This is a genomic window from Bradyrhizobium sp. TM233, from assembly GCF_036247965.1.
Lineage (GTDB): Bacteria > Pseudomonadota > Alphaproteobacteria > Rhizobiales > Xanthobacteraceae > Bradyrhizobium > Bradyrhizobium ottawaense.
This window is the reverse complement of the sequence record NZ_BTIG01000006.1, coordinates 1-24,427: the sequence shown is the minus strand read 5'-3', so window position 1 is coordinate 24,427 and position 24,427 is coordinate 1. Positions and strand designations below refer to the sequence as shown.

Sequence of the window (24,427 nt, the reverse complement as noted above, 5' to 3'; positions counted from 1 at the left end):
TTACATGCCCGGATCTTCTACATGCCGATGTCGAACACGTTCGGCAATTGGCCCGCCAGGGGCAGCGCGGTGGCGCCGAGGAAGGTCGCCACCATCGCCATCAGGCGGCGGTTGTTGTGGCGCTTGCCGCGCATCTGGCCGGCGATCCACTCCAGCATCTCGCTGTTGACCTTGGAGGCATAGGACGGAGCCCAGCTCTCGATGTCGGTGTCGGCCGACAGCGCGACGCTGCGCGGCGGCACCTTGAGGCCAGAGGCGCTCGCGGCATAGTGGGCAACCGCCTTGGCGAGCAGGTCGTCGAAGCGGCCACCATCGGTGCGTTCGGTCGCGGCCTCGTTGATCTCGAACAGGACCTCGGCCTCGGTGCGGCTGATTGGCTGGTCGTTGACGGCGGTGGCGGTCAGGATGCGCGTGCACCAGGCGGTGTCATCGGCATCGAGCGAGCGGGAGAAATGGACCCGGCCCTTGGTGGTCGGGCCTTCGCCCGTGATCACGCCGTCGCGCACGATGGAGAGTGCATGGGCCGCGGTATCGCGGCAGGACGGTTCAAGGGACGGCGACTCAGCAGATTTAGGCGCAGCGGCAGACATAGTTCACTTCCAGATTTCTTCTGATCGGCCAGCATTTTCATGCCGGCGTAAAGGGGTGGTTAACGATTCGATACGGGGATCGCGACTTTTCTAGATGGTTGCCAATTGGTCGCTGTCAGGACCATTTTGGTTCTAGGACGCGCCGGGCGAGCGTGATGGAAGTCATAAAAGGCATTATCGGGGCGAGCGAGACCGTGTGACCCCGGGTGGGGCTGTTTCGCCGCAGGTGCCGGTGTAACAATAAGTTGCTAGAAAATCGGCCCTTCGAGGAAGGAATTCACATTTTACTTTAACCGGTTCAGTTGGCGTTCACTTGGCCTTGTAAGACCCCTATAATGAGGGGGACGGCTAGAGACAAATTCTCCAGTATATTCAATATGATGAGGTAGAACCATGACACTTCCGATCGGCACCACCGCACCCGACTTCGAAGCCGAGACCACCGAAGGGAAGATCAAGTTCCACGACTGGATCGGCAACAGCTGGGCGCTCTTGTTCTCGCACCCCAAGGACTTCACGCCGGTTTGCACGACCGAGCTCGGCGCGCTCGCCAAGCTGAAGCCGGAATTCGACAAGCGCGGCGTCAAGCTGATGGGCCTTTCGGTCGACCCGGTCGACCGTCATGCCAAATGGTCGGAAGACATCAAGGAGACGCAAGGCGCGGCTCCGAACTACCCGATGATCGGCGACACCGATTACAATGTGTCGAAGCTGTACGGCATGCTGCCGGCCGCGATCTCCGGCGATCCCCTCACCCGCACTGCCGCCGACAACCAGACCGTCCGCAACGTCTTCATCATCGGGCCGGACAAGAAGATCAAGCTGGTGCTGGTCTATCCGATGACAACGGGGCGGAACTTCCAGGAGATCCTGCGTGTCGTCGACTCGCTCCAGCTCACCGCCAAGCATCGCGTCGCGACGCCGGCCGACTGGAACCAGGGCGAGGACGTGATCATCGCGGGCTCAGTCTCCAACGACGAGGCCAAGACGATCTATCCGCAGGGCTGGAAAGAGCCGAAGCCCTACATCCGCATCGTGCCGCAGCCGAAATAACAACGAACTGTCATTCCGGGGCGGTGCGAAGCACCGAACTATGGTGCGCACTTGCGCACCCGAGAATCTCGAGATTCCGGGTTCGGCTCTGCGAGCCGCCCCGGAATGACGCTGTGAATTTCGAGCCCTGCTTTACGCCGCCCGCACGCGATCCAGAAAACCGTCGACCTCGGCCTTCAGGTGCAGGCTTTCGCCCGACAACGCCTGGGCCGAGGCAAACATCCGGCTCGAAGTCTCGCCGGTCTCGCTGGCGCCCTTGGCGGCGTGTCGGACATTGACGGCGACATCGGCCGTGCCCGAGACCGCGGCGCGGACGCTTGCCACGATGTTGTGGGTCGCGCTTTTCTGCTGCTCGACCGCAGCCGAGATCGAGCCGGCGATGCCGCTGATGCGCTCGATGGTCTGGCTGATCGCCTTGATGGCGACGACCGATTCCTCGGTCGCAAGCTGCATGCTGGCGATCTGGTTCGAGATCTCGTCGGTTGCCTTGGCGGTCTGGCCGGCCAGCGTCTTGACCTCCTGGGCCACCACCGCGAAGCCGCGACCGGCCTCGCCCGCGCGCGCGGCCTCGATGGTGGCGTTCAGCGCCAACAGGTTGGTCTGCTCGGCGATCGAGGTGATCAGCTTGACGACGTCGCCGATGCGCGCGCCCGCCTCGGAGAGCTGCGCGATGCGCTGATCGGTCGCCTCGGCCTGCTGCACCGCCTCGGCGGAAATCTGGTTGGATTCCTGCACGCGCCGGGTGATCTCGGAGATCGATTGAGACAGCTCGTCCGAGGCCGACGCCGCCGAACGCACGTGCTCGGAGGCGTTTTCGGACGCGCCCGCCGACTGCGCCGACAGATCGGCGGTGGAGCGTGCGACATCGGTCAGTTGCCGCGCGGCGCGCTCGAATTCGCCCGACGAGGCCAGCACCTTGTCGAGGATGCCGCCGACGCTGCCGCGGAACTCCTCGACGAAGCCGCGCAGGTCGGATTTGCGCTGCTCGGCCGCCGCAGCCGTGGCTGCCGCCTGCTCGCTGCGCATGCGCGCCCGCTCCAGCGAATTGCTCTTGAACACGGCGACCGTGCGGGCGATCTCGCCGATCTCGTCGGCGCGATCCTCGCATTCGATCGCGACGTCGCTCTGTCCGTTGGCAAGCGCGGTGAGCGAGTGCGTGACCGAGGTGAGCGGCCGGGTGATGCGGCGGACGACCAGCAGGGTCAGGACCAGCACCAGAAGCGCAGCGAGGCCCGCGGCCACCGCCATGCTCTCGATCGCCTGGGCCAGCATGCTCTCGTACTGGGCCATGGGGATTCCGACATAGAGGATGCCGGCGACCTTGCCAGCCCCGTCCACGATCGGGAAATAGGCAGTCATGAATGACTTGCCGAACAGCGTGGCCGGCCCCTTATAGGCCTCGCCACGGCGCAGCGGCGCCTGCCCCGGATGGTCGGCGGCAAGCTGGGTGCCGACGGCGCGGTCGCCATTTTCTTTCTTCACATTGGTCGAGCGTCGCACGAACTGCCCGCTCGCATCGTCGAACACGAACAGGGTCGCATTGCCGCCGACATAGGACACCGCGCGATCGACGATGGCGTGATCCTTGAAGTCGGGCATCTTGGGGATCTCGGCGCGCGCCACCGCGCCATCCCTCATCGTGATCTTGGCGGCCGGGACGGTCTCGGTAAAGGCCAGTGCCAGCGTGCGCAGATTGACCTCAATGTCGCGCAAGGCGCGATCGTTGAAGGCGGATGTCAACGACCAATAGCCGGCGCCGACCACGAGCGCGGTGTTCATGGCGATCAGCAGTACGGCGCACAGGACCGCCTTGGTGCCGAGCTTGAAATTGCGGCAGGCGCTTTGCCGTCGAAAGTTTGGACATGGATGGAACTACCCCCGTAATTCCTGCATATTCGTGCAGCCCGCTTTCGGTCCCATTAACGACGGTTCACACCGCCGCACGCGGCATGCTTTCCAAAGTGTAAACGAGGACGCCCCTGACCACGCCGAGCGCGCCTGTCATCGTCTGGTTTCGCGATGACCTTCGTCTGTCCGACCATCCCGCCCTCCATGCTGCCGTGAAAACCGGCGCGCCGGTGGTCTGCCTCTATGTGCTGGACGAGGCCGCCGGGCGCCCGCCGGGCAGCGCGGCGCGCTGGTGGCTGGCGCAGTCGTTGCGGGCGCTTGGCGCCGAGATCGCCACGCGCGGCGGATCGCTCGTCCTGCGCAGGGGACCGGCGGCCAAGGTCGTCGCCGAATTGGCCCGCGAAAGCGGTGCCCGCGCCGTCCACTGGAATGGAATTGCGCAGGCGCCGCATCAGGCAGTTGAGAGGCAGCTCGAAGCCGCACTGGCAAAGCTCGGCATCGACTCGCAAAGCTTCCCCGGCGACCTCCTCGTCCAGCCCTCGGCGATCCGCAACAAGGAAGGCCGGGGCTTGCGCGTATTCACGCCGTTCTGGCGGCGGGTGCTGTCGCTCGGCGATCCGCCAAAGCCCTTGCCCGCACCGAAGCAGCTGCGCCCTGCGCCGAGGCTTGCGAGCGATGAGCTGGAAAGCTGGAAGCTCGAGCCGGCCAGGCCGGATTGGGCGGGCGGCCTGCGCGAGACATGGACCCCGGGCGAAGCCTCCGCGCGGGCGCGCCTGCGCGATTTCCTCAAGCACACCGCGCGCCGCTATGTCGGCGATCGCGACCGGCCGGATCGGGACGGCACCTCAAGCCTGTCACCGCATCTGCGCTTCGGCGAGCTCAGCCCGCGCCAGGTCTGGCACGCGGCGCGGTTCGCCGCGGCCGAGGATCCGTCACGCGGGCCCGGCATCGAAAAGTTCCTGAGCGAGCTCGGCTGGCGCGAATTCTGCCGTCACCTGCTGCACGACCATCCCGACCTCGCCACCGAAAATCTGCAGACGAGCTTCGACGGCTTCCCCTGGAAAGGCGACGAGAAGGCGCTCCTGGCCTGGCAGCGCGGGCACACCGGCTACCCGATCGTCGATGCCGGACTGCGCGAGCTCTGGCACACCGGCGTGATGCACAACCGGGTGCGGATGGTGGTGGCGTCGTTCCTGGTCAAGCACCTCTTGATCGACTGGCGCGATGGCGAAGCCTGGTTCTGGGACACGCTGGTCGATGCGGATGCCGGCAGCAATCCCGCCAACTGGCAATGGGTCGCCGGCTGCGGCGCCGACGCGGCACCCTATTTCCGCGTGTTCAACCCTCAGCTCCAGGGCGAGAAGTTCGATCCGGATGGAACCTACGTTCGGCGCTGGGTGCCGGAGTTGAAGGACATGCCAACCAAGCTGATCCACCGGCCCTGGCAGGCCACGCCGATCGAGCTCGCGAGCGCGGGCATCACGCTCGGCAAGACCTACCCGCAGCCGATCGTCGATCATGCCAGGGGACGCGAGCGTGCGCTCGCCGCCTACGCAAAGATCCGCAGAAGTTGAGCGCTGCTTTGACACAATTTCGAAACCCGCTATCGTCATCGCTCCAATCAAACCGCGGGGGACGATATGGACGACGATAAGCCGATTACCGAACAGGCGATGGAGACGATCACCACAGCTGTGGAAGCGACCAAGGACGCGGCGGTCATCGCCGTCAAGAAGGTCAGGAAAGCCGCCAAGAAGGTCGCGAAGAAAGTAGCGCCGAAGAAGGCTTCCAAGAAGAAGGCCAAGAAAGCCTCGAAGAAGAGTTCGAAGAAGGCTGCAAAGAAGTCGTCGAAGAAAGCGGCCAAGAAAGCGACCAAGAAAACTGCAAAGAAGTCCGCGAAGAAGACCGCCGAGAAAGCCACAAAGTCGAAAAAGAAGGCTCGGAAGGCCAAGCGCTGATCGCAACATTCAAAGAGGTCTCCGGGTGCGGGCGCGCCCGGAGACAGCTTCCCGGGATACCCTACCCTCGCGGCTTGGATGCGCGCCGGCCCGGGTGATGCTCTCCCTTCGGATCACGGAATTCGCTGCGATGACCGCGGCGGTCCTCGGCCTTGAAGCGCCGCCGCTTTTCCGGTGAGCCGAACTGCTTGATCAGCCGCCTGCCGTTGACCTTCTTGATGACGTAGCCACCCTCGGTCATCGAGAACGGCGCCTTGAGCGATCCCATATGGTCGAACTTGGTGCCGCGGGGATGCTTGAAGGGCTCGAACCAGGACGGATAGACGAAGTTCGACATCGGGAAGCCGTTGACGAGGAAAGAGTCCTCCTCCACGGCGTCGCAGACCTCGTAGGCATATTGGGTGTGGCGGGTCCTGTCGGCCCACAGATTGGCCATGGGGTCCAGCACCATCTCGAACAGCTCGTGCGATGCCGCCAGGCTGACGGGATCGTCCTCACCCAGCGTCTTCAGGAATATCTTCGAGATCGGCTGTCCCCGATGCGTCAGCTCGTGCCGTCCGAGGAAGTTCTTGTGGGTGGCGTCGTCGAAATAGACGAGCTGCCAGTCCGTCGGCTTCGGCTTGCGGGTGACGTCGAGATCGATCGGGTAGCCCCAGACGGGGAGGAAATGCTCGTCGTAGCATTTCTGGAGCGCGGCCGTGAGCTTGGCCATCATCCGGTCGCTCATCATCTCCTCCGCGTAGTTGATGCAGGCAATGCGGACCGGCTTCAACGATCTGCCGAGCAGCGCGCGCCTCGCCTTCTTCATGGAAATCACCGCTCTGAATGTGAAACTGAAATGCGTTCAGCCTAACACGAACGTGCCGCGCACGTCAGGGATGTATTCGACGCCCCGCTCCATCCGCCTAGAAGCGCCGGTTGACGACGAACACCGCGGCCGCGCACATCCCCATGCCGGCAATCGCCAGCACGTCGAGCTTCTCTCCGAACAGCAGATAAGCCATCAGCGCGGTCACGGCAGGCACCAGATAGAACAGGCTCGCGACCGAGGTCGCCGCGGCGTGGCGGATCAGCCAGTACAATAGCCCGATCGATCCGATCGAGAGCGCCACCGCGAGCCAGCCGAGCGCGAGCACGAACTCCCGCGTCCAGTGCACCACGCGGTCTTCGAACAGGAAGGCCCCGATCGCGAAGAAGATGGTGACGGACACATATTGCACGAGATTGCCGGCGCGCCAGTCGATCTGGTTGCAGTAGCGGCGCTGATAGAGCGTGCCGAGCGTGATGCTGATCAGCGAGACCACGGAGGCAAGCCAGCCGAGCCCGGCTTCACCCGTCATGGGACGGTTGTGCAGGATCATCACCACGCCGCCGAGGCCGAGCACGAGCCCGGCCCATTGCACCGGCGTCACCTTCTCGCCGAGCCAGCGATTGGCAATCGTCGAGGTCAGGATCGGCTGCAGGCCCGGGATCAGCGCGGAGAGCCCGGCCGGGATCGAATGCGCGATCGCGATCGCGGTGCCGCCGAGATAGAAACCGTGGACCAGAATGCCGGCGACGGCGCTATGCGCGATGCCGGTGCGATCGGGCCATTTCGGCCGCGCGATCGCCGCGATCATCGCCATCAGGCCGACCACGATCGCCATGCGGATGGCGAGGTAGGTCAAGGGATCGGCATTGTCGACGACGTATTTGGTGCCGATGAATCCGGTGCTCCAGAGCAGGACGAACAGGATCGGCGCGGCGCGGGCGGGAAAGGATTCTTGATTATGGTTCATTGCCGCCCTCATTGCCCCACCGGGGGCTATGCGGCAATGCGAATTTGGTGCGGCCGATGCTGCGCTGCGACGGACGATGGCGGCTCAGCTCAGCCGCTCACCATTCTTCCGGACAGGGGTCGATGATCTTCCAGAGCTCGACGCCGTTCTTGATCTTCTTCATGTCGGTGGTGAGCCCGCCATTGCGGCGGATCCACTCCTTCACCGTATCCGGGTAGTAGGACATCAGGTCGGACGTCCCCTCGGAGCTGGTGACCTTGATGCCGAAGGTGAAGGCCTTGTCGTAGTAGGCCTGGTGGAAGCCGAGGCTGGCGCGGGGCGTCACGCAGATCTTGTTCATCGGCACGATGCCGAGCACCAGCGTGCAGGCCGAGTTGCAGATGCCGTCGATGATGACGCGCTCGCCCTTCTCGCGGACCCGCTTGTACTTGGTCTTGTATTCCTCGACATAGCCGCCGTGGTCGCGGGTGATATGCAGCTCGGCCCGCGCCGGCGTGGCGGCGGCGAGGCAGAGCAACAGCAGGCTCAGAAGCGTGATGCGCATGGCGGCGTGACGGCGAAAGCCTTCAGGAATGGACCGGCCTCGAAGGGAGCCCCAAAAGGCCGGCGACAGGATTCTTAACCGAATACTCTTTGGTCATACTTGTGTGGGGAATTCGTTAAGCATCCCGAAAAGGCCAAAAATGGGCAGCCTTCGACCACATGTCCGGCAATTCTGTCACACCCACCCGGGAATCTGCGGGATTGGCCCGGATTTCCGGGCGCCGGACGGGTGCCCTGGAGGTGCGAAGTGGCTATAGATGGCTGACCACTTCGCGCGGGTTCCGGAGAATCGAGATGAGCAAGTTGACGCTTGTAGCCGCGGTTGCTGCCCTGTCGGCCGCAATCCTAGCCCCTGGCCTCGCGGAGGCGCGGGGACATCACCGGCACCACCGCCATTACGCCAATCCGCTGCCCTACCCGATCAGCTATCTGCACAATTACGGCCCCGGCTTCACCCCCGGCACCTTCGCCTTTTATGACGGCCCGTCGACCAACCATTGCTACCAGAGCGCGGCCGCCTATGTCGGCCAGGACCGCCGCCGGCACCCCTGCTACTGAGGGGCGCTACGCGTCCCCGGAGCGCTACGCGTCCCCCGGGGCGCTACCGCGTCCCCGGGGGTGCTGGCGCGGCCTCTGCGGGCGCCTCTATTTGGCGGCGCCCGACAGCAGCAATTGCTTCTCGATCTCGTAGACCGGCAGCTTGACGAGGTCCTTGCCGACCTCGCCCCGCAGCGCCTTGCGCATGACGTCCGAATAATCGGCGCGGATCATCCCGAGCGCGCGCGGCGAGGCGACCATGGTCAGGGCCGCAGTCTCGCCCGAGCTGACGGCAGCATCGAGCCGGCCGGCAAGGCTGCGCAGGAAGGCGCGCTCGGCCTCATCGTGCCAATCGGTCTGCTCGGCCGAGCTGCGCACGCCGCCGGCAGCGGCATGCAGGCGGCCCGGCGCGTCGCTCCCTTGCGCGCTGGTCGAGGGATTAGGCTGCTCGTGCACCTCCCTGGTGTGAAGGTTCGGAAACATCTCGTCGCCGAGGTTTTCCAGAATGAGCGCCTTGCGCCCATCGCACACGACCAACCAGTCACCCTTGTCTAGTCTCATCTTGTCCATTGCACAGCTCCAAGCAACCTGTGAGCTTGCCCTTCGAATTCGTCGAAGGACTGGCCACGCAACAAGACTACGAACGAAGCCCCGACGGCGGATTGCGCAGGATCAAGAACGGTATCGATGTCCCGCGAGGCCATCGCTGCGCAGGCGCAGCATTGGTCACTCGCGCGAACCTAGGCTAGTCTGGCGAGGTTGAGGTCAGGCCTGCGGGGGACCGGCTGAAGATTTGTTCATCAGCATTACATTTCGGTTCCGCCACAATTTGATCAGAACAAGTTCGATATCCTGGATCGCGTAAGCGGAGGAAGACATCATGAATCTCAAGATCGGCCTCGTCGCCGCAGCCCTGTTCGGTGCCATGTTTGGTGCTTTGGCGACATCGCCGGCGGCGTCTGCCATGCCCATCGCGCCCGCGCCTGCGACGCCGCAGGCGTCCGGCGTCGAGCAGGTCCGCATGGTCTGCGACGCCTGGGGGCGCTGCTTTTGGCGTCCGAACTACTATGGGTATTACGCGCCGCGGCCGTATTACGGCCCCCGCTATTATGGGCCGCGCTATTACGGTTACGGTCCACGCTATTATGGCCCACGCTATCGCCGCTGGTGACATCTGAAGGGGCCCTCGGGGCCCCTTCGCTTTTGCGAAATCATTGCTTGCGCGGTCATCGCCGGCCTGGAGCCATTCCAAAACTGATCTGGATCAAGGATGAAATCGGCCCGCACCGTCATTCTACGGTGATGGCGGATTTGATCGTTTTTCGATGCCCTCAGACGGGCATGAACGTACAGACGGATCTCGAGAAGCAGCTGAGACAGGAGAGACGGAGCTTTGCATCCTTCCCCTGTCCCGCCTGCACGCGGCTGCATTTCATCGACCTCGCCTCCGGCCAACCGATGAGCCGGGAACGTTGACGGTCACATCGATCTGGACGGACGTCATGGCATGATGTCCGCAATACTACGGCCTGAAATTCGGTTTACTGAAACGCGATGTTTCGCCATTGATGGCGGTGTATCGACGTTCATTTGATTGCCACATTTCAGCAGCCGGCCAGCCCCATGTTGTTCGACGCCCTCGCTCCGTCCTCCGCCCTTCAACTGATCGGCTTCGCCGACGTCGATGCGTTTTGGCCGATCGAGACGATGGAGGACGCCAGGAGCATCCCGCTCGACATCCCGAACTTCGCCGCGGCCCGTGCCGTCGTCTCCCTGCCGGCGTGCCGCATCATCATGATGAGATCATTCGCGCGCATCCTCGACACCGCCTATCGGATGCCGGGCGGGATGGTGATCCTGTCCATGACCGACGACCTCCAGGTCAACTTCAAGGGCCTGGATCTCGACGCGCGCTTCTTCGTGACGCTCCGCGGCAACGATGAATGCCATTTCGTCGAGCCTCAGACCAATCATCATGCAATGATCATCTTCTCCCCCGAGCTGAGAGACCGGGGCTGGTTCGATCACGCCGACGATTTGCGGGCTCATGTCGCGAACCGGCCCGCCCTGCTCCACACGCGGCAACTCCTGCTCGACATCCTGCGAACCGCCTCGATGCAGCCGCTCCTGTTCGAGACCACCGAGGCGGCGGCCCATCTGCAGGAGGGCCTGCTGCTCGCACTCGACGATCTGTTTCGGATCGATTCGATGTCGGATCGGAGCGCCTCGGTCCAGGGCGAACGTTCGATCAAGCTCGTGCAGCGGATCGACGATTACGTCGCAGCCCATCCGACCGCGCCGATCTATACCGCCGATCTCGCCGGTGAGTTCGGCGTCTCGATCCGGACGCTCGGCGGCGCGGTCAGCAAGGTGCGTGGCATGAGCCTGCACCAGTACATTCGCCTCAAGCGGCTGTGGGCGACCCGCGCCCGCCTGCTCAAGGGCGGCGGCGCCACCGTCGCCACGTGTGCGCGCGCGCAGGGCTTCCATCATCTCGGTGAATTTGCCGCAGCCTACCGCGCGACGTTCCACGAGGCGCCGTCCGACACGCTGGCACGCGGCCGGCACGGCGGTGTCTCATCCGGCTGACGGACGCCCGTCGCGCCACTGCAGCCAAGGGAACCGGTTCCGTCCAACCGCGTTACCCCGTCAGAGTAGTTCGCCGCTAGCCAGACCGGGGGCGAGCTGAAGCACCCCGCACGACGACGCGCGGGGTTTTTCTCGCCGTAGACGCAGTGGTGCAGGGGGAAAGAATGTCTATCAACCGTAATGTGCTGTTTCTGATTATTGGCGCTCTGGTCGTCACCGCGGGCGTACTTGGCTACAATCTCTACCAGGAAAAGAAGCAGCCGGACGGACTGCAAATCAACGTCGGACCGAACGGGCTGAAGATCCAGGGCAAATAGACGTCGCTACACGTTAGCTCAAGTCCAGGCCATGAAGTCTCCAGTGTCGAGCTCCATGGTCCGCATCAGCATCAAAGGTAATGGCGCGCTCGGAGAGATTCGAACTCCCGACCCTCGGAATCGAAATCCGATGCTCTATCCAGCTGAGCTACGAGCGCCCTGGCCCGGGGGTACCGGGCCACAAACCGAGACTTGCCGGACCGGCGGCTGACGAGCCAGCGCACCGGACGGCGGTTCGGGATGGGTTCGAATTAGCAGAGAGGCCGACCAATAAAAAGCCCTCCCCGCCTCGTTTCGAGACGGATCGAAGGCTGCTGTCACCAGGTCGTGTTGAAGAGCCCGAAATGGGGCTGCTGGGCAACCAGCATGATCGGTCGTCCCTGCTGCGGCGCCGGATGCGCCCTGGCGACCTTGCGCTTGGGCTGAACCGGAGGCTTGGCGGCGGTATCGGCCTTCGCACCCGGCGTGAACTGGGCGAAGGTCTCGCGCACCCGCGCCTTGGCCGACAGCTCGGCCAATGCCGCCGACTGGGCCTCCTGCACCGGCGGCTGGGGAGCCACAACAGCGGCGGTCTTCACCGCGGGCGCAGCAATCGTCGGCTGGCTGGTGTCGAGGACGACGCGCTCAGGCAGGTGCCGATCCGACCGGATTCGGATCAGGGGCTGATCATTGCTCGCGGTCGCAACGGCTCGCGCCACGGGCGCCGCCGGATAAACGAAATTTGCCGCGAACAGCAGTGTGAGCAAAGCTCCACCGACAAAGAGGAAATACCGAAAGATGGGCATGGGCCGCGCTCCGCCCCCCGCATCCCCGCGTGGGCTCTCCGCCTCAACAGGCGATCTGTTAATTTGTTCCTGGCCCAGCCGTTCGGTTCAAATGGCGATGCGAGGTTTTTTCGCCAAGGACCAAGGAGGGTAACTTTTCCGCTACCGGAACATGCCGCCGTTAAGCACGATGTGCTGCAACCAGCGAGCATTTCGCCTGATCGGCATTCACGTTGACGAAGCCGATCGGGATATGCGCGAAGGTCTTGCGGCTCTTCATGCTGACCGGATCCGCCAGCACGCGGCTGCGGTCGGTGAGGTGACTGCCGTCGCGCCGCGCAAAGGCGCAGACGATCTCGATATCCTTTACGGCATAGTCATTGTCATTTCGCAGCGTGAACGTCACCAGGGCTCTCGAGCCAAGGCCGCCGCGGCGCCAAGTCTGCGATGAAATCCGCAAGCGACCGAGTTCTGCCACGGCGGGTGACTTGGCCAGTGCCTGGGCTTCCGAGACCGGCGACACCGTTGCGGCCGCATCGCCCGAAGGAGCCGGCTCGACGGCCGCCAGCTCCGCCTCAGCACTCTTTCCCTTGGACAGCGGCAGCAGCATCCAGACGCCGCAGCCGACAATGATGGCCGCCAGCAGCCACAGAAGGCTGCGGCCAAATGAGACGCTCGCGATTGTCACGGCCCGCGCCAGTCGTTCGCCGGTCCCGGCGAAGCGCCCCAATCCGATCCGGTCGAGCCTGGCGTTCATGGTTGCATTACCGATCGCGGCCGAAGCACATTCACTGACGGACTCGCAATGACGGACTCGCAACGACGGATTCCGCCACTGCTTACCTTAATCCGGAAGACGAACTAAGGTTCCCGCGCAGTTGCGAATCGGCAAGGACGGTGGCGATCACCGCTTACGGCCGCTAACATGCGCTGCAACATCGCGAAGGCCCGTTGGGAGAATTGAAATGCCAGTCGTCACTTGGGATCACGTCCATCTGCGCAGCCCCGATCCAGAGGCCACGGCGGCCTGGCTGCGGGACATCCTCGGTGGCGAGATCGTGCATGCGCCGGGACGGATCGACGTGAACCTTGGCGGCGCCAGGATCTTCATCGCGCCGCTCGAGGGCGACAACGCCGTCAACCCGCCGCCTCCGCACCCGCATCAGGGCCTCGACCATTTTGGCCTGACGGTGAAGGACATCGATGCCGTTGCGGCCGAGATCAAGGCCAAGGGTGTCACCTTCACGCGCGAGCCGACGACGATCCGGCCCGGCGTGCGCATCTGCTTCATCCGCGGCCCCGAAGGCATCTCCATCGAGTTGCTCGAGCGCGACAAGAAATATACCTGATCCGGCGCAAGCCGCATCATCATCACACCAGACGACACGCCCCCGGCAGGGCTAGGTCATGCTGCCGGGCATGAAGCAGCGGATGCTGACGCCCATATAGCCGTAGATCGGCCATACCATGGTGCGCCCCACCCGGTTGGGCTCGGAGATCACGGCCTCCTCGGGGACGTCGACCCAGACGAGTTCCTGCGGCTGCCCTTCGAGCCTGGAGCCATAGCGCGGGAGGCGGACACGATAGTGCCCGTCCTTGCTGTCCCAGTCGGTATCCGAGAGCGCCGAACCGTCAGCATCGGAGCAGCACGGCCCCTTGCCGCTGCGCAGGCCGTCGAACCAGGCTTTCAAATCCGCATTGGTGTTGACGAACTGGCCGCGGTCGCGCGCGTGCCCGAAGGGGGCTGCGAGCGCAACCAAGACCAGGGCACCTGCCAGACTTGCCGCGCATCGCCAGTATGTTGCGCTGCCGGAACACCGTTGTTCGCTTTTGCAATTCGTAGGACGCGCACTGTACAGACGCGGCTCATCGCCGCCGGAATCGATCCAGTTGCTCATCGTCTTGCTCCAGCACCCCGCGGCCAGTGCAACAATTGTTATGCATTTCGCGGGCCAACCTTGATTCGTAGGCGATCGGCCTCGCCCTATCATCAGACCGTCATGACGGCGTCACGCACAAGCCGGGACAACTACGGCTCGCGGCGGCAACCTCCCATGGCCGGCCGGCAAACTGCCGCGTTGCGCGAGGCGATACGCTTTGGCATAAAAGCCGGACCGGTTACGCCGTTGGGCGATGGCGGCCGGCCTGCGGGACGTTATGAAGAACGGCCTCTATTCGATTCACGTGAACCTGCTCGATGGTCGGGTCGGCAAGGGCAGTGGCGTGATTCTTTTTCACGACGGCAAGATTCTTGGCGGCGATGCCTACCTCTATTACACCGGCAGCTACGTGGTGAAGGACAACAACACCTTCAAAGGCGAAGTGCTGGTGCAACGACACACCTCGCCGCGGGGCGACGACAATCCGCTGTTCGGCGGCCCTGCCCCCGTCGGCATCGGCCTCAGCGGCACCTTCACGGACACACGCGCGGAGATGACGGGCACGGCTCTCGTCGGCAAGGCCAGCCAGATTTTTGGCGCAACGCTGCACAAGCTCGCCGACATCGACTAAACGCACGAGCTACTCGGCAGCCTGCTCCAGCGGCGCCGTGCGCGGCAGGATGATCTGGATGCGAGTGCCGCTGCCCGGTTCGGAATCGAGATCGAGCCGCCCGCCGAGCCGGTTGGTGACGATGCTGTAGACGATGTGCAATCCAAGACCCGTGCCGCCCTGGTCGCGCCGCGTCGTGAAGAACGGATCGAAGGCGCGCCGGCGGACGTCGAGCGACATGCCGCAGCCATTGTCGGAGAAGGTGATCTCGACATTGTCCTTGCCGGACTCGCGCACCTGGATGTCGATGGTCCCCGGCCGCCCGTCCGGGAAGGCGTGCGCCACCGAATTGAGAAACAGATTGGTCAGCACCTGGCCGTATGGGCCAGGATAGCTGTTCATGGTCAGATCCGGCTGGCACTCGACATTGAGCGTCAGGTTGTGCTTGCGCAGGCCCGGCCTCAGGCTCATCACCACCTGCTCGGTGAGATCGCCGAGATCGAAGCTGCGCTGATCCGAATAGTTGCGGTCGGCGGCGACCTGCTTGAACGACTGGATCAGCTCGGCGGCGCGGTTGAGATTGGAGACGAGCTGCGAGGATGCGTCGCGGCTGGTGTTGAGGAAGTCGTTGAGCGTGGAGCGGCGCAGCTCCCCGCGCTCGACCTCGGAGGTGAACATCGCCGTCTTGCGCTCCAGCGCGGAGGCGACCGTGAGGCTGATGCCGACGGGATTGTTGACCTCATGGGCGACGCCGGCAACGAGGCGCCCGAGCGCGGCGAGCTTCTCGGCCTCGATCAGCGAGGCCTGGGTCTCGCGCAGATTGCGCAGCGCGGTCTCGGCGGACTCCTTGGCCTTGCGCATCTCCTGCTCGCCGCGCTTGCGCTCGCCGATGTCGAGCGCGACGGTGACGATCCGCTCGATCTCGCCCTCGGCATCGAGCAGCGGCAGCTTGTTGACCAGCCATTGCCGCATGTTGCCGGAGCTATCCTTGTACTCCTCCTCATAGAAGCCGAGCCCCTTGCGGATGCTGAGCACGCGCTTGTCGTTCTCGTCGGTCTTGGCCGCGCCGTAGCGCGACATCAGGTCCGCCGTGGTGCGGCCGAGCGCGTCGCCGGGTTCGATGCCGAAGATGCCGGCCATGTAGCGGTTCATCAGCACATAGCGCAGGTCGCGGTCCTTGACGTTGATCACCGCTGGCACGGTGTCGATGACCTGCTGGAGCAGGCGCCGGCCTTCGGCGATGGCGTCTTCCGCCCGCTTCTGGTCGGTGATGTCGCGCAGCGTGCCCTCATAGCGGACGATGTTGCCCTGCTCGTCGCGCACGCCGGTGGCGCTGTCCGAAAGCCACAGGATGTCGCCGCTGCGCTGGCGCACCTGGTACTCGAACTCGCGCACCATGCCGTCGCGCGCCATCAGCCGCTGGTATTCGACGCGTGCCTCGGGATGGACGTAGATGGTGTGGGCGATGTCGTTGATGCTGTCGATGAGGTGCTGCGGGCTGTCATAGCCCATCATCCGCGCCAGCGCCGGATTGGCGTTGAGCAGATCGCCGGCCGGCGTCGTGACGTAGATGCCGTCGACCGAGCCCTCGAACAGCTTTCGGTAGCTCTCTTCGGCGAGGCGCTGTTCGGTAAGCGCGCGCACCGCCGCCTCGCGCGCCGTGTCGGCTTCCTCCAGCGCGCGTCGGAACACTTCGGCTGCACGGGCGATGTCGCCGATCTCGTTGTCGAGGTCGGCCGACGGGATCGAGGTGTCCTTCCGGCCCGCCGCAAGCGCGCGGATCGAGCGGGCGATCTGGGCGAGCGGGCGCACCGTCCTGCGCACCACGAACAACGCCGCGGCGATACCGATCAGAACGCCGATGGTGCCGAGCACGATGCTCTGCCATCGCGCTTCCGTCAGCGTCCGGGCGAAATCGCGCGACAGCACATGGCCGCGCCGGTCGCTGACTTCACGCAGCAATTCGGTGACGCGACCGATCAGCCGGCCCTCGGTTCCCAGCACCTCGCGGTCGATGTCGGCGATCTGCCGCTCGCGAACGGCCACGGCCATGATGGCCTCGGCATAGTCGTTCACCGCCGATCTCAGCCTGGCATCGACAATGTTCAGGGCCCGCATATTCTGCGCCGCCTGCTCCGCCGCGGACGGGTTGCGCGCAAGCAGCCCGAGCGCGATCCGGCTCTGCGCCTCCGACAGTCGCGAGGCCAGCTCACGGTCGGCGGTGCCGGAGACAGCCACATCGAACTGGTCGCGCAGCGGCGGCAGGCCGGCGAGCAGCTGGGCGCGGCGATCGATCAGGGTCGATATCCGCTCGAGGCCGTTGCGATAAGTCGCAAGCCGCTCGGTGACCCCGTCGATCATGTCCTGCTGCTCGGGCGCGAGCTCGATGCGGGTCTTCTTCAGGATGTCGCTGAGCGTCGAGGCCGCCTCGCCCACCTGCTTGAACTGGATGCCGGCGCCGGGATCGGTGACGAAGTCGCGCGCGGCAAGCCGCAACTCGTTCATGCGGCGATCGATGTCCTCGGCGAGGTCGCCGACGCTCTGGAGCCGCTGCAGCTCGGCGAAGGTGGTGTCGATGTGCCGGATCGCGATCACGCTCGCGGTCGACGTGACGATGATCACCGCCAGCACCAACAGGAAGCTGCCGAAAGTGAGCTGGCCGATGGAGAGCGAGAATGTTCGCTTTTTCTCAGGGGTCGGCGTCAATTCGGCGGACATTGGGCTTTGAGGACCGGGATATTGGAGGCCCAATATACGACGTATTGCGGCCCCGGGGAAACATGCCGCGGGCCGCCGATTATCCTTAATATTGTGGGCCTCGGAGCCCCCTTCCCCGAACTATGACGGTTTGACGCTTGCCTGCCGCCGGGCCGGGATCGTCATGGCGGCGACGCCGAGGACGACGCAGGCAAGCCCGATCCAGGCGGTCCGGCTCAGGCTCTCGCCGAGGAAGGCAACGCTGATGGCAACGCCAATGGGCACCCGCAGATAGGCCTGCGCGGTGGTGCCAACCGAGCCCAGGGTCTGGATCAGGCGGAAATAGATCGCAAACGCCGCGGCCGTCGAGAACACCGCGAGCGCGAGCAGCGCCAGCAGCGAACTCGGCGAAGGCGACAGCGTCCAGGGCTGCTCGACCACCAGCGAGGCCGGGATCAGGACCGCCGCCCCCGCCAGCAGCGAGCCGGCCGCGGGCGCCATGGGATCGAGGCCCTTGAAGCTGCGGCCGAAGATCGCGGCGCAGGCGTAGCAGATGGTGGCGGCGACGATGGCCGCCTCCGCGACGAGACCGCTGCCCATGTCATGGAAGGCATCGACGCCGACGATCAGCAGGATGCCGGCCATGCCGGCGACCACGCCGAACAGCTTGCGCGATGTCGTCGCCTCGTGGCGGGTCACGACAGCCGTGAGCAGGAAGGTGAAGATCGGGCCGGCCGAGTTGAGGATGGTGGCGAGCGCTGCATCGACGTGGCGCTCGCCCCAGGCGATCAGCGTCCAGGGGATGACGCTGTTGAGCACGGCCTGGAAGGCGAAGCGCTGCCAGGTCGCTGCGTCCGTGGGCATCCTGATGCCGCGCAGCCACATGACGGCCAGCAGCAGGAGGCCCGCAATCGCGGTTCGCGCCGCGATCAAGGTGATCGGGGGAATGGTGGCGACGCCGAGCTTGATGAAGGTGTAGGAGCCGCCCCAGAGCGTTGCGAGCGCGACCAGTAGCGCTAGCTCGCCGGCGATGTTGGTGTCCTGCCGGCTGTCCATTTCGCACGCTCCGTCCCGTTGTCAGAGACGGAACCTAGCGCGTCTACGGTCGCAGATAGTTCGTTGCGTGTCGAAGTGTATTAGCCCACCGCGCCGACCTCGAACACCTCGCCGTCATAGCCGGCCTCGCGGGGAATGCGGAGCTGGCGGCCGGTTTCGGTCTTGGTCATCACGGGCATCACCGTGACAATCGACATGCCGCGGGCATGGTCCAGCGCGGCGCCCACGCTGCCCTGCTTGGCGAGGCGGATCAGATTGCGCGTGGTCGGGAACGGCAATTTGAAGCGGCCGCTCTCGCCGCCCTCCACCGCCTCGCGCGGCGAGACCCAGATCGAATCGGTCGACTCCCGGCCATCATGGGCGCCGAGCTGATCGGGCGGCGCGGCGGCGAGGAAGAACCAGGTGTCGAAGCGCTTCGGCATGCCCTCCGGCGTGATCCAGTGCGCGTAAGGCACCAGCGTGTCGAGCGCGAGCTGAAGGTCGTTGTCGACCAGGATGCTCAGGAAGCTGACCTTGTGCTCGTTGAGCGCGACGCGGTGCTTGTCGGCGATCTCGCCGGCACGCCTGGCATCGACAGGCGCGCCCGTCCCCTTCGCCCGCGCCAACAGGATGCCGCTCTCCTCGAAGGTCTCGCGGATCGCGGCGATGCGAAAACCACGATCCGCCTCGCTGAGGCCCTCACCGCCCGAATACAGGTCGGCGCGCGCGACGATCTCGTTGTCGCCGGCATCGACGCTGCCGCCGGGAAACACCAGCGCGCCCGAGTTGAACTCGATCTGATGATGGCGGACCATCATGAAGACTTCGATTTCGTCGCGGCTCTTGCCGTCGACACTGGGGCCGTCGCGCAGCAGGAGGATCGTCGAGGCCGGGCGTGATGCTGATGTCTCGGCCATGCGACTAACCCGCGGCGCTGGATTGCGGGCCGAGATTGGCGCGCTTGTCGACACGGGCGACGCGCGACAGCAGGTATTCGACCTCCGCCTTCGCCATCGCCGTGATGGTCGCGCCGGGCTTGCGCTGGGCGCTGGAGGCGATGATGCCGCGCTTCTGCAACACGTATTTGCGGATGGTCAGGCCGACGCCGGGCTGCTGCTCGTAGCGGATCAGCGGCAGATGCGCGTCGAACAGATCATGCGCGGCATCGCGCTTGCCGGCCTTGGAGAGGTTCACGACGTCGATCAGAAGCTCCGGGAAGGCGTAACCGGTCATGGCGCCGTCGGCGCCGCGCTCCATCTCGAAGTCCAGGAACGTGCCGCCATTGCCGCAGAGAATCGAGAGCGGGCGGAGCGAGCCGTCCTTCTGGAAGCCGCGTAGCGTCGTGATCTTCTCCAGCCCCGGCCAATCCTCATGCTTGAGCATCACGCAGTTCGGATTGTCCATGACGATCTTGCGGATCACGGCGGGGGTGAACACCACCGACAGCGTCAGCGGATAGTCCTGGAGCACCCAGGGCACATCAGGCCCGATGGCTTCCGCCGCCTGCTTGAAATAGCCGACGATCTGGTCGTCGGTGCGAAGCGAGGGCGGCGGCGCGATCATGACGCCGGCGGCGCCCGCATCCATCGAGGCCTTCGCCAGCGAGCGCATGGTGGCAAAGCCCGGCGCGGAGACGCCGACGATCACCTGCATCTTCCTGGCGCGCTTGACGAAGCGCACCGCCACCTGCTCGGCCTCGGTGGCGTCCAGCTTCGGCGCCTCACCAAGGATGCCCAGCACCGTGACGCCGTCGCACCCGACCTCCTCGTAGAAATCGGTCAGGCGGTCGATCGAGCGCTCGTCGATCCGGCCGTCGTCGTGGAACGGCGTCGGCGCGATTGCGAAAGTGCCCTTGGCGTCGGCGGTGAGTTTCATAAGTCTCTCTTTCTAGGTCATTCCGGGGCGTGCGAAGCACCAGCCCGGAATCCATTTATCTGCTCCGCGTGCCGTACCATGGATCCCGGGCTCACGCTTCGCGTGCCCCGGGATGACGGCTCCTAAAACCGCCGCGCGCCCATCTTGATCTGCTCCTCGGAGAAGAAGATCTCCTTGGCATGATCGGCGATGTCCTGGGCCTTCCAACCCGTGTGCGGCGGTTTCCAGCCTTCCATTTCCATCATCCGCATCTCGCGCACGCCGCGGGGCCCGGACACGCCCAGCACCTTGCCAGTCTGGTCGCCCGACAAGTCGCTGACCATGTATAGCACGGCCGGCGCGATGCCGTCCGGCCCCAGCGCCGCCGAGGGGTTCTCCTTATAGCGGGGCAGGTCTGCGGTCATGCGGGTCAGGGCGCCCGGGGCCAGCGTCCAGATCCGGATGTTGTACTTGCGGCCCTCGATCGCCAGCACGTTGGACAGGCCCCAGATGCCGCCCTTGGCCGCACCGTAATTGGTCTGGCCGAAATTGCCGATCAGCCCCGAGGTCGAGGAGGTGTTGACGATGACGCCGCCGCCGTTTTCCCGCATCCAGCGAAACACCGGCATGGTGCAACAAAAGGTGCCCTTCAGGTGCACCTTGATGACCTTGTCCCAGTCGGACTCGGAGGCCTTGGCAAAGGTCTGGTCGCGCAAAATGCCGGCATTGTTGACCAGGATGTCGGCGCGGCCAAAGTGCTTGATGGCGTCGTCGAACACCGACTGGCCGCCCTCCATGGTGGAGATGTCGGCGCCGTTGGCGACCGCCTTGCCGCCCTCGGCCGTGATTGCGTCCACCACGAGCTGCGCCATCGACTTGTCGGCGCCGGAGCCGTCGCGGGGCCCGCCGAGATCGTTGACGACGACCGAGGCCCCTTCCCGCGCGAACAGCTTCGCATAGGCCTCACCCAGCCCGCCGCCAGCGCCGGTGATCAGCGCGACCTTGCCATCGAGTAGTCCCATGGTGGCTTCTCCCTGTTTTTATTGTTTCGTGTCCCGGACGCGATGCAGCGTGAAACGCTGCGTCGCAGAGCCGGGACCCAGTTCTTTGCTGCGGCCTCTGGGCCCCGGCTCTGCAGCGCACCGCTGAAGGAGCGCTGCGCTGCGTCCGGGGCACGAGACTGGCCTAACCCAGCACCGTCTTGCCGTTCTTGATCACCGTCACCCCGCGCGACTTCACCTTGGCTTCGAACGAGATCGTGTTGCCGTCTTTCCAGAGGTCCATGGTCACGGTCTCGCCGGGATAGACCGGCGAGGAGAACCGCGCGACGTGCTGGCGGAAGGCGCTGGCGTCGTAGTCGGCATAGGTCTGCAGCACGCCGCGGCAGGTGATGCCGTAGGTGCACATGCCGTGCAGGATCGGGCGCGGGAAGCCGGCCTTCTTGGCGAACTCGGGATCACTGTGCAACGGGTTGCGGTCGCCGCAGAGGCGATAGACCAGCGCCTGATCCGGGCGCGTGATGATGTCGATGGTCTTGTCGGGCGCGCGCGAGGGGATCTTGTGCGGATCGGGCTGGGTCAGGCTCGGCCCGCCGAAGCCGCCGTCGCCGCGGGCAAAGCGCGAAGCAACGAGTGTCGCGAGCTTCTCGCCCTTCTCGTTCTTGAGCACCGTCTGGTGCACGATGACGACGCCCTTGTCCTTGCCCTTGTCGTAGACCTCGACGACGGAGGAGTCCGCGGTGATGTGCGCAGCCACCGGCAGCGGCTGGTGGAAGGTGATGTCGCGCTCGCCGTCGACCACCATGACGCGGTTGAGGTTCATCTCGCCGGGGCCCGCGCCCCAGGCTGCGACGGACGCAAACGTCGGTACCACCTTCAGCGGTCGCGGCGTCAGCGTGCCCTCGTTGACGAAAGCGAGCTCCTTCTCGTCCATGGGATCGGCGCCGAGCCCGATGCCGTAGGCATAGAGCATCACCTCGCGGTCGGTGTAGGCGTATTTCTGGCCGAGGTTCTTCAGGCCTTTGAGCTCTTCGTATCTGGCGGACATTTTGTTTGTTTCCTCTCCGGACTCTTATGCGCCGCTGCCAGTCGAAGTGCCCTCTCCCCTTGCGGGAGAGGGCTGCGAGAGCCGTGCGGCAAACTCGTTTGGGTGAGGGGTTGCTTCCGCAGCGAGCAATCTCTCTGTGGAGAGAAACCCTTCATCCGGCGCCAAAGCCGAAGCTCCGCTTCGGCGTCTTTTAAGAACGGCCGCCAGAGGCGGCCTATGCCACCTTCCCCCGCAAGGGGGAAGGAAGAAAGCAATCAGGCCGGTGTGAAAAACGGCAGCGGTGCGCCGTCGGTGGGCTTGAACACCACCTTCACCTTCTGGCCGATCTTCAGCTTCTCGAGATCGCAGTCGACGAAGTTGGTCTGCACCGACGGCCCCTCCTTCAGCGTGACATAGCCGATGGCGTAAGGACCGGTCGGCGACTTCCGCATCAGGCTCCAGGTGTAGATGGTGCCCTCGCCCGAGGCCTCCTCCCACACCGTCTTGTCGGAGTAGCAGAACGGGCAGATCGAACGCGGGAAGTAATGCGCTTCGCCGCACGCCGTGCAGCGCTTGATCATGAACTTGCCCTGTTTGGCCGCGTCCCAGAACGCGGCGGTCTCGGGGTTCGTCACCGGGGCCGGATACTTTTTCGTCTCGCTCATCACACGCGCTCCAGAATGGCCGTCGAGGCGGCGTGGCGAACACCCAAAAGGCCGCCGGTGCCGTGCGCGATGGCGAGATCGCAATTCCTGACCTGCACCTTCGGATGCGCCTCGCCGCGCAGCTGCCGGACGGCCTCGATGATCTTGGTCATGCCGCCGCGGTTGACGGGATGGTTGCTGCAGAGGCCGCCGCCATCGGTGTTGAACGGCAGCTTGCCAACGCCCGAGATCAGATTGCCGTCGGCGACGAACTTGCCGCCCTCGCCTTTCTTGCAGAAGCCGAGGTCCTCGAGCTGCATCAAGACCGTGATGGTGAAGCTGTCATAGATCGAGGCGTATTTGATGTCCTTCGGCGTGATGCCTGCTTCCTCGAACGCACGCGGGCCTGACCAGATGCCGGCGGAGTAAGTGAGATCGAGATCCTTGCCGCCGCGCGGGCCCTTCATGGCCTCGCCATGGCCGATCAGCTTGACCAGCGGCTTCTTCAACCTCTTCGCAATCTCGGGCGTCGTCACGATCAGCGCGCCGCCGCCGTCGGAGACGACGCAGCAATCCATGCGGTGAAGCGGATCGGAAATCATCGGCGAGTTCAAGACGTCCTCGACGGTGACGACGTCCTTGAGCATCGCATGCGGATTGTATTGCGCGTGATGGGAGGCTGCGACCTTGATCCAGGCGAGCTGCTCGCTCGTGGTGCCATAGTCGTGCATATGGCGCATGGCACACATGCCATAGGCATTGTGCGTGGTCGCACCGTAAGCGGATTCGAAATCGACCTCGGCGCCGGCCGCACGCGGCGGCATCGCGCCGGTGCGCGGCTTGCCGGCCAGCGTGATCAGCGCGATCGAGCACTTGCCCGCCGCGATCGCTTCAGCGGCATGGCCGAGATGGATGATGTAGGAACAGCCGCCGGTCTCGGTGGAATCAACGTGGCGAAGCTTCTTGGTGTTGAGCCCGAGATAATCGACCATCGGCCAGGCGCCGCCCGGAGCATCGCCCGCGCAGAAATAGCCGTCGACGTCGTCCTTGCTGATCCCGGCATCCTCGATCGCGCCCTTGGCGACCTCAGCGTGAAGCTGGGCGGTGGATTTGTCCGGCGCATGCCGGGTCGGGTGCTCATAGATCCCGGCAATGTAGGCTTTGCCCTTGATGGTCAAAACAGAGGTCTCCGCTCGCGTTTCTTATTGCCCCGTTTTTCTGAACCGCGGTGGCCCTGTTGGCAAGCGCGGAAATATTCCGTCGCGCGAGAGGGTAGCGGGTGGGCGCAAGTGGGGTGATCTTTCGCGTCCCGGACGCGCTGCAGCGTGCAACGCTGCTGCGCAGAGCCGGGACACATGCCACACCGCACTCGTCGCGAGATGGGCCCCGGCTCTGCAGCGCACCGCTAAGAAGCGCTGCGCTGCGTCCGGGGCAAGAGACCTGCACTGCAGACACAATTCCGCATCCTCGCGGCGCGTTCGCCCGAGCTTTGCGTCCGTCTTGCCTCCCTCGAAAAACAGAGGGCGCAGGGAAGACCGGGTGCCGGCCGGGCACCCACGGTCCACTGTGCGAAGATTGCGCTACAAGGGCTGCACAGCGGCATACAGGTGAAGCCGAACATCCGGCCTTCCCTGCGCAGTGGCTTTACGGCTTATGTCGTGCCCTCCCCGGGGAGCGTTGCACTATTGCCCCCGTCGCCTTGCGG

General features: G+C 64.7%; 25 protein-coding genes, 1 tRNA gene and 1 pseudogene. 9 read left to right on the top strand and 18 right to left on the bottom strand.

The window, feature by feature from the left end:
* Window positions 1-17 precede the first annotated feature (17 nt).
* Window positions 18-590, bottom strand: coding sequence for a hypothetical protein (locus AABA86_RS14505; RefSeq protein ID WP_212248948.1), 573 nt, complete (start codon window positions 588-590; stop codon window positions 18-20).
* Between the two features lie 393 nt (window positions 591-983).
* Here AABA86_RS14505 and AABA86_RS14500 point away from each other — a divergent pair, with 393 nt between their 5' ends.
* Window positions 984-1,643, top strand: coding sequence for a peroxiredoxin (locus AABA86_RS14500; RefSeq protein WP_212248949.1), 660 nt, complete (start codon window positions 984-986; stop codon window positions 1,641-1,643).
* 132 nt (window positions 1,644-1,775) lie between these two features.
* Here AABA86_RS14500 and AABA86_RS14495 read toward each other — a convergent pair.
* A pseudogene (locus AABA86_RS14495) lies at window positions 1,776-3,507 on the bottom strand (methyl-accepting chemotaxis protein).
* Between the two features lie 166 nt (window positions 3,508-3,673).
* On the opposite strand from AABA86_RS14495, the gene AABA86_RS14490 reads away from it, so the two are divergent.
* Window positions 3,674-5,065 (top strand): cryptochrome/photolyase family protein, encoded by a 1,392-nt coding sequence (locus AABA86_RS14490; protein ID WP_338307302.1) that lies wholly within the window; start codon window positions 3,674-3,676, stop codon window positions 5,063-5,065.
* A gap of 66 nt (window positions 5,066-5,131) precedes the next feature.
* Complete coding sequence (locus tag AABA86_RS14485) at window positions 5,132-5,449, top strand: histone (RefSeq protein WP_338307272.1); 318 nt, start codon at window positions 5,132-5,134, stop codon at window positions 5,447-5,449.
* Between the two features lie 61 nt (window positions 5,450-5,510).
* On the opposite strand, the gene AABA86_RS14480 is transcribed toward AABA86_RS14485, so the two are convergent.
* From AABA86_RS14480 to AABA86_RS14470, 3 genes are all read right to left on the bottom strand, one after another.
* On the bottom strand, window positions 5,511-6,257 hold the full coding sequence (locus AABA86_RS14480; RefSeq protein WP_338307271.1) for a hypothetical protein: 747 nt from the start codon (window positions 6,255-6,257) through the stop codon (window positions 5,511-5,513).
* 97 nt (window positions 6,258-6,354) lie between these two features.
* Complete coding sequence (locus AABA86_RS14475) at window positions 6,355-7,227, bottom strand: DMT family transporter (protein WP_338307270.1); 873 nt, start codon at window positions 7,225-7,227, stop codon at window positions 6,355-6,357.
* Between the two features lie 97 nt (window positions 7,228-7,324).
* Entirely contained in the window at window positions 7,325-7,771 is a 447-nt protein-coding gene (locus AABA86_RS14470) for a hypothetical protein (protein ID WP_212248954.1), read from the bottom strand.
* A gap of 293 nt (window positions 7,772-8,064) precedes the next feature.
* Between AABA86_RS14470 and AABA86_RS14465 the strand changes: the two genes are divergently transcribed.
* Window positions 8,065-8,328 (top strand): hypothetical protein, encoded by a 264-nt coding sequence (locus AABA86_RS14465; protein WP_212248955.1) that lies wholly within the window; start codon window positions 8,065-8,067, stop codon window positions 8,326-8,328.
* A gap of 87 nt (window positions 8,329-8,415) precedes the next feature.
* Here the strand turns inward: AABA86_RS14465 and AABA86_RS14460 are convergent, their stop codons facing one another.
* On the bottom strand, window positions 8,416-8,877 hold the full coding sequence (locus tag AABA86_RS14460) for a host attachment protein (protein ID WP_212248956.1): 462 nt from the start codon (window positions 8,875-8,877) through the stop codon (window positions 8,416-8,418).
* A gap of 310 nt (window positions 8,878-9,187) precedes the next feature.
* Here AABA86_RS14460 and AABA86_RS14455 point away from each other — a divergent pair, with 310 nt between their 5' ends.
* The 3 genes from AABA86_RS14455 (at window position 9,188) to AABA86_RS14445 (ending at window position 11,213) form a co-directional block, all read left to right on the top strand.
* Complete coding sequence (locus AABA86_RS14455) at window positions 9,188-9,478, top strand: hypothetical protein (RefSeq protein ID WP_212248957.1); 291 nt, start codon at window positions 9,188-9,190, stop codon at window positions 9,476-9,478.
* 452 nt (window positions 9,479-9,930) lie between these two features.
* Window positions 9,931-10,896, top strand: a complete 966-nt coding sequence (locus AABA86_RS14450) for an AraC family transcriptional regulator (protein ID WP_338307269.1) — start codon at window positions 9,931-9,933, stop codon at window positions 10,894-10,896.
* Between the two features lie 164 nt (window positions 10,897-11,060).
* Entirely contained in the window at window positions 11,061-11,213 is a 153-nt protein-coding gene (locus tag AABA86_RS14445) for a hypothetical protein (protein ID WP_166469028.1), read from the top strand.
* Window positions 11,214-11,294: 81 nt separating this feature from the next.
* Here the strand turns inward: AABA86_RS14445 and AABA86_RS14440 are convergent.
* From AABA86_RS14440 to AABA86_RS14430, 3 genes are all read right to left on the bottom strand, one after another.
* Window positions 11,295-11,371 (bottom strand) — tRNA-Arg (locus tag AABA86_RS14440).
* 159 nt (window positions 11,372-11,530) lie between these two features.
* The gene (locus AABA86_RS14435) at window positions 11,531-11,998 is read right to left on the bottom strand and encodes a hypothetical protein (protein ID WP_212248959.1); all 468 of its coding nucleotides are present in this window, start codon (window positions 11,996-11,998) and stop codon (window positions 11,531-11,533) included.
* A gap of 160 nt (window positions 11,999-12,158) precedes the next feature.
* On the bottom strand, window positions 12,159-12,734 hold the full coding sequence (locus AABA86_RS14430) for a hypothetical protein (RefSeq protein ID WP_212248960.1): 576 nt from the start codon (window positions 12,732-12,734) through the stop codon (window positions 12,159-12,161).
* A 208-nt stretch (window positions 12,735-12,942) separates the two neighbouring features.
* Between AABA86_RS14430 and AABA86_RS14425 the strand changes: the two genes are divergently transcribed.
* On the top strand, window positions 12,943-13,326 hold the full coding sequence (locus AABA86_RS14425; protein WP_028140965.1) for a VOC family protein: 384 nt from the start codon (window positions 12,943-12,945) through the stop codon (window positions 13,324-13,326).
* A 51-nt stretch (window positions 13,327-13,377) separates the two neighbouring features.
* Here the strand turns inward: AABA86_RS14425 and AABA86_RS14420 are convergent, their stop codons facing one another.
* Window positions 13,378-13,875 (bottom strand): hypothetical protein, encoded by a 498-nt coding sequence (locus AABA86_RS14420; RefSeq protein WP_212248961.1) that lies wholly within the window; start codon window positions 13,873-13,875, stop codon window positions 13,378-13,380.
* Between the two features lie 259 nt (window positions 13,876-14,134).
* Here AABA86_RS14420 and AABA86_RS14415 point away from each other — a divergent pair, with 259 nt between their 5' ends.
* Entirely contained in the window at window positions 14,135-14,488 is a 354-nt protein-coding gene (locus AABA86_RS14415; protein WP_212249165.1) for a GrlR family regulatory protein, read from the top strand.
* A gap of 9 nt (window positions 14,489-14,497) precedes the next feature.
* Here the strand turns inward: AABA86_RS14415 and AABA86_RS14410 are convergent, their stop codons facing one another.
* The 8 genes from AABA86_RS14410 to AABA86_RS14375 all read right to left on the bottom strand — a co-directional run bounded on the left by AABA86_RS14410 (window position 14,498) and on the right by AABA86_RS14375 (window position 23,900).
* Window positions 14,498-17,185, bottom strand: coding sequence for a PAS domain S-box protein (locus AABA86_RS14410; RefSeq protein WP_338307268.1), 2,688 nt, complete (start codon window positions 17,183-17,185; stop codon window positions 14,498-14,500).
* A gap of 120 nt (window positions 17,186-17,305) precedes the next feature.
* Entirely contained in the window at window positions 17,306-18,220 is a 915-nt protein-coding gene (locus AABA86_RS14405; RefSeq protein WP_212248963.1) for a DMT family transporter, read from the bottom strand.
* An 80-nt stretch (window positions 18,221-18,300) separates the two neighbouring features.
* The gene (locus AABA86_RS14400) at window positions 18,301-19,116 is read right to left on the bottom strand and encodes an NUDIX hydrolase (protein ID WP_338307267.1); all 816 of its coding nucleotides are present in this window, start codon (window positions 19,114-19,116) and stop codon (window positions 18,301-18,303) included.
* Between the two features lie 4 nt (window positions 19,117-19,120).
* On the bottom strand, window positions 19,121-20,074 hold the full coding sequence (locus AABA86_RS14395; protein ID WP_212248965.1) for a dihydrodipicolinate synthase family protein: 954 nt from the start codon (window positions 20,072-20,074) through the stop codon (window positions 19,121-19,123).
* Between the two features lie 122 nt (window positions 20,075-20,196).
* Window positions 20,197-21,075, bottom strand: coding sequence for an SDR family oxidoreductase (locus AABA86_RS14390; RefSeq protein ID WP_038950419.1), 879 nt, complete (start codon window positions 21,073-21,075; stop codon window positions 20,197-20,199).
* Between the two features lie 163 nt (window positions 21,076-21,238).
* Window positions 21,239-22,099, bottom strand: coding sequence for a MaoC family dehydratase (locus AABA86_RS14385; RefSeq protein WP_338307266.1), 861 nt, complete (start codon window positions 22,097-22,099; stop codon window positions 21,239-21,241).
* A 254-nt stretch (window positions 22,100-22,353) separates the two neighbouring features.
* Complete coding sequence (locus tag AABA86_RS14380; protein ID WP_018322310.1) at window positions 22,354-22,743, bottom strand: Zn-ribbon domain-containing OB-fold protein; 390 nt, start codon at window positions 22,741-22,743, stop codon at window positions 22,354-22,356.
* Window positions 22,743-23,900, bottom strand: a complete 1,158-nt coding sequence (locus AABA86_RS14375; protein ID WP_338307265.1) for a thiolase domain-containing protein — start codon at window positions 23,898-23,900, stop codon at window positions 22,743-22,745. The genes AABA86_RS14380 and AABA86_RS14375 overlap by 1 nt, the downstream gene beginning before the upstream one ends.
* Between the last annotated feature and the right edge of the window lie 527 nt (window positions 23,901-24,427).

Coding starts and splice junctions, on each gene's coding strand:
- AABA86_RS14445 (WP_166469028.1), top strand. CDS start 11,061: ATGTCTATCAACCGTAATGTGCTGTTTCTGATTATTGGCGCTCTGGTC.
- AABA86_RS14465 (WP_212248955.1), top strand. CDS start 8,065: ATGAGCAAGTTGACGCTTGTAGCCGCGGTTGCTGCCCTGTCGGCCGCA.
- AABA86_RS14455 (WP_212248957.1), top strand. CDS start 9,188: ATGAATCTCAAGATCGGCCTCGTCGCCGCAGCCCTGTTCGGTGCCATG.
- AABA86_RS14410 (WP_338307268.1), bottom strand. CDS start 17,185: ATGTCCGCCGAATTGACGCCGACCCCTGAGAAAAAGCGAACATTCTCG.
- AABA86_RS14430 (WP_212248960.1), bottom strand. CDS start 12,734: ATGAACGCCAGGCTCGACCGGATCGGATTGGGGCGCTTCGCCGGGACC.
- AABA86_RS14485 (WP_338307272.1), top strand. CDS start 5,132: ATGGACGACGATAAGCCGATTACCGAACAGGCGATGGAGACGATCACC.
- AABA86_RS14400 (WP_338307267.1), bottom strand. CDS start 19,116: ATGGCCGAGACATCAGCATCACGCCCGGCCTCGACGATCCTCCTGCTG.
- AABA86_RS14480 (WP_338307271.1), bottom strand. CDS start 6,257: ATGAAGAAGGCGAGGCGCGCGCTGCTCGGCAGATCGTTGAAGCCGGTC.
- AABA86_RS14395 (WP_212248965.1), bottom strand. CDS start 20,074: ATGAAACTCACCGCCGACGCCAAGGGCACTTTCGCAATCGCGCCGACG.
- AABA86_RS14500 (WP_212248949.1), top strand. CDS start 984: ATGACACTTCCGATCGGCACCACCGCACCCGACTTCGAAGCCGAGACC.
- AABA86_RS14475 (WP_338307270.1), bottom strand. CDS start 7,227: ATGAACCATAATCAAGAATCCTTTCCCGCCCGCGCCGCGCCGATCCTG.
- AABA86_RS14405 (WP_212248963.1), bottom strand. CDS start 18,220: ATGGACAGCCGGCAGGACACCAACATCGCCGGCGAGCTAGCGCTACTG.
- AABA86_RS14425 (WP_028140965.1), top strand. CDS start 12,943: ATGCCAGTCGTCACTTGGGATCACGTCCATCTGCGCAGCCCCGATCCA.
- AABA86_RS14435 (WP_212248959.1), bottom strand. CDS start 11,998: ATGCCCATCTTTCGGTATTTCCTCTTTGTCGGTGGAGCTTTGCTCACA.
- AABA86_RS14470 (WP_212248954.1), bottom strand. CDS start 7,771: ATGCGCATCACGCTTCTGAGCCTGCTGTTGCTCTGCCTCGCCGCCGCC.
- AABA86_RS14415 (WP_212249165.1), top strand. CDS start 14,135: ATGAAGAACGGCCTCTATTCGATTCACGTGAACCTGCTCGATGGTCGG.
- AABA86_RS14385 (WP_338307266.1), bottom strand. CDS start 22,099: ATGTCCGCCAGATACGAAGAGCTCAAAGGCCTGAAGAACCTCGGCCAG.
- AABA86_RS14420 (WP_212248961.1), bottom strand. CDS start 13,875: ATGAGCAACTGGATCGATTCCGGCGGCGATGAGCCGCGTCTGTACAGT.
- AABA86_RS14460 (WP_212248956.1), bottom strand. CDS start 8,877: ATGGACAAGATGAGACTAGACAAGGGTGACTGGTTGGTCGTGTGCGAT.
- AABA86_RS14450 (WP_338307269.1), top strand. CDS start 9,931: ATGTTGTTCGACGCCCTCGCTCCGTCCTCCGCCCTTCAACTGATCGGC.
- AABA86_RS14380 (WP_018322310.1), bottom strand. CDS start 22,743: ATGAGCGAGACGAAAAAGTATCCGGCCCCGGTGACGAACCCCGAGACC.
- AABA86_RS14505 (WP_212248948.1), bottom strand. CDS start 590: ATGTCTGCCGCTGCGCCTAAATCTGCTGAGTCGCCGTCCCTTGAACCG.
- AABA86_RS14390 (WP_038950419.1), bottom strand. CDS start 21,075: ATGGGACTACTCGATGGCAAGGTCGCGCTGATCACCGGCGCTGGCGGC.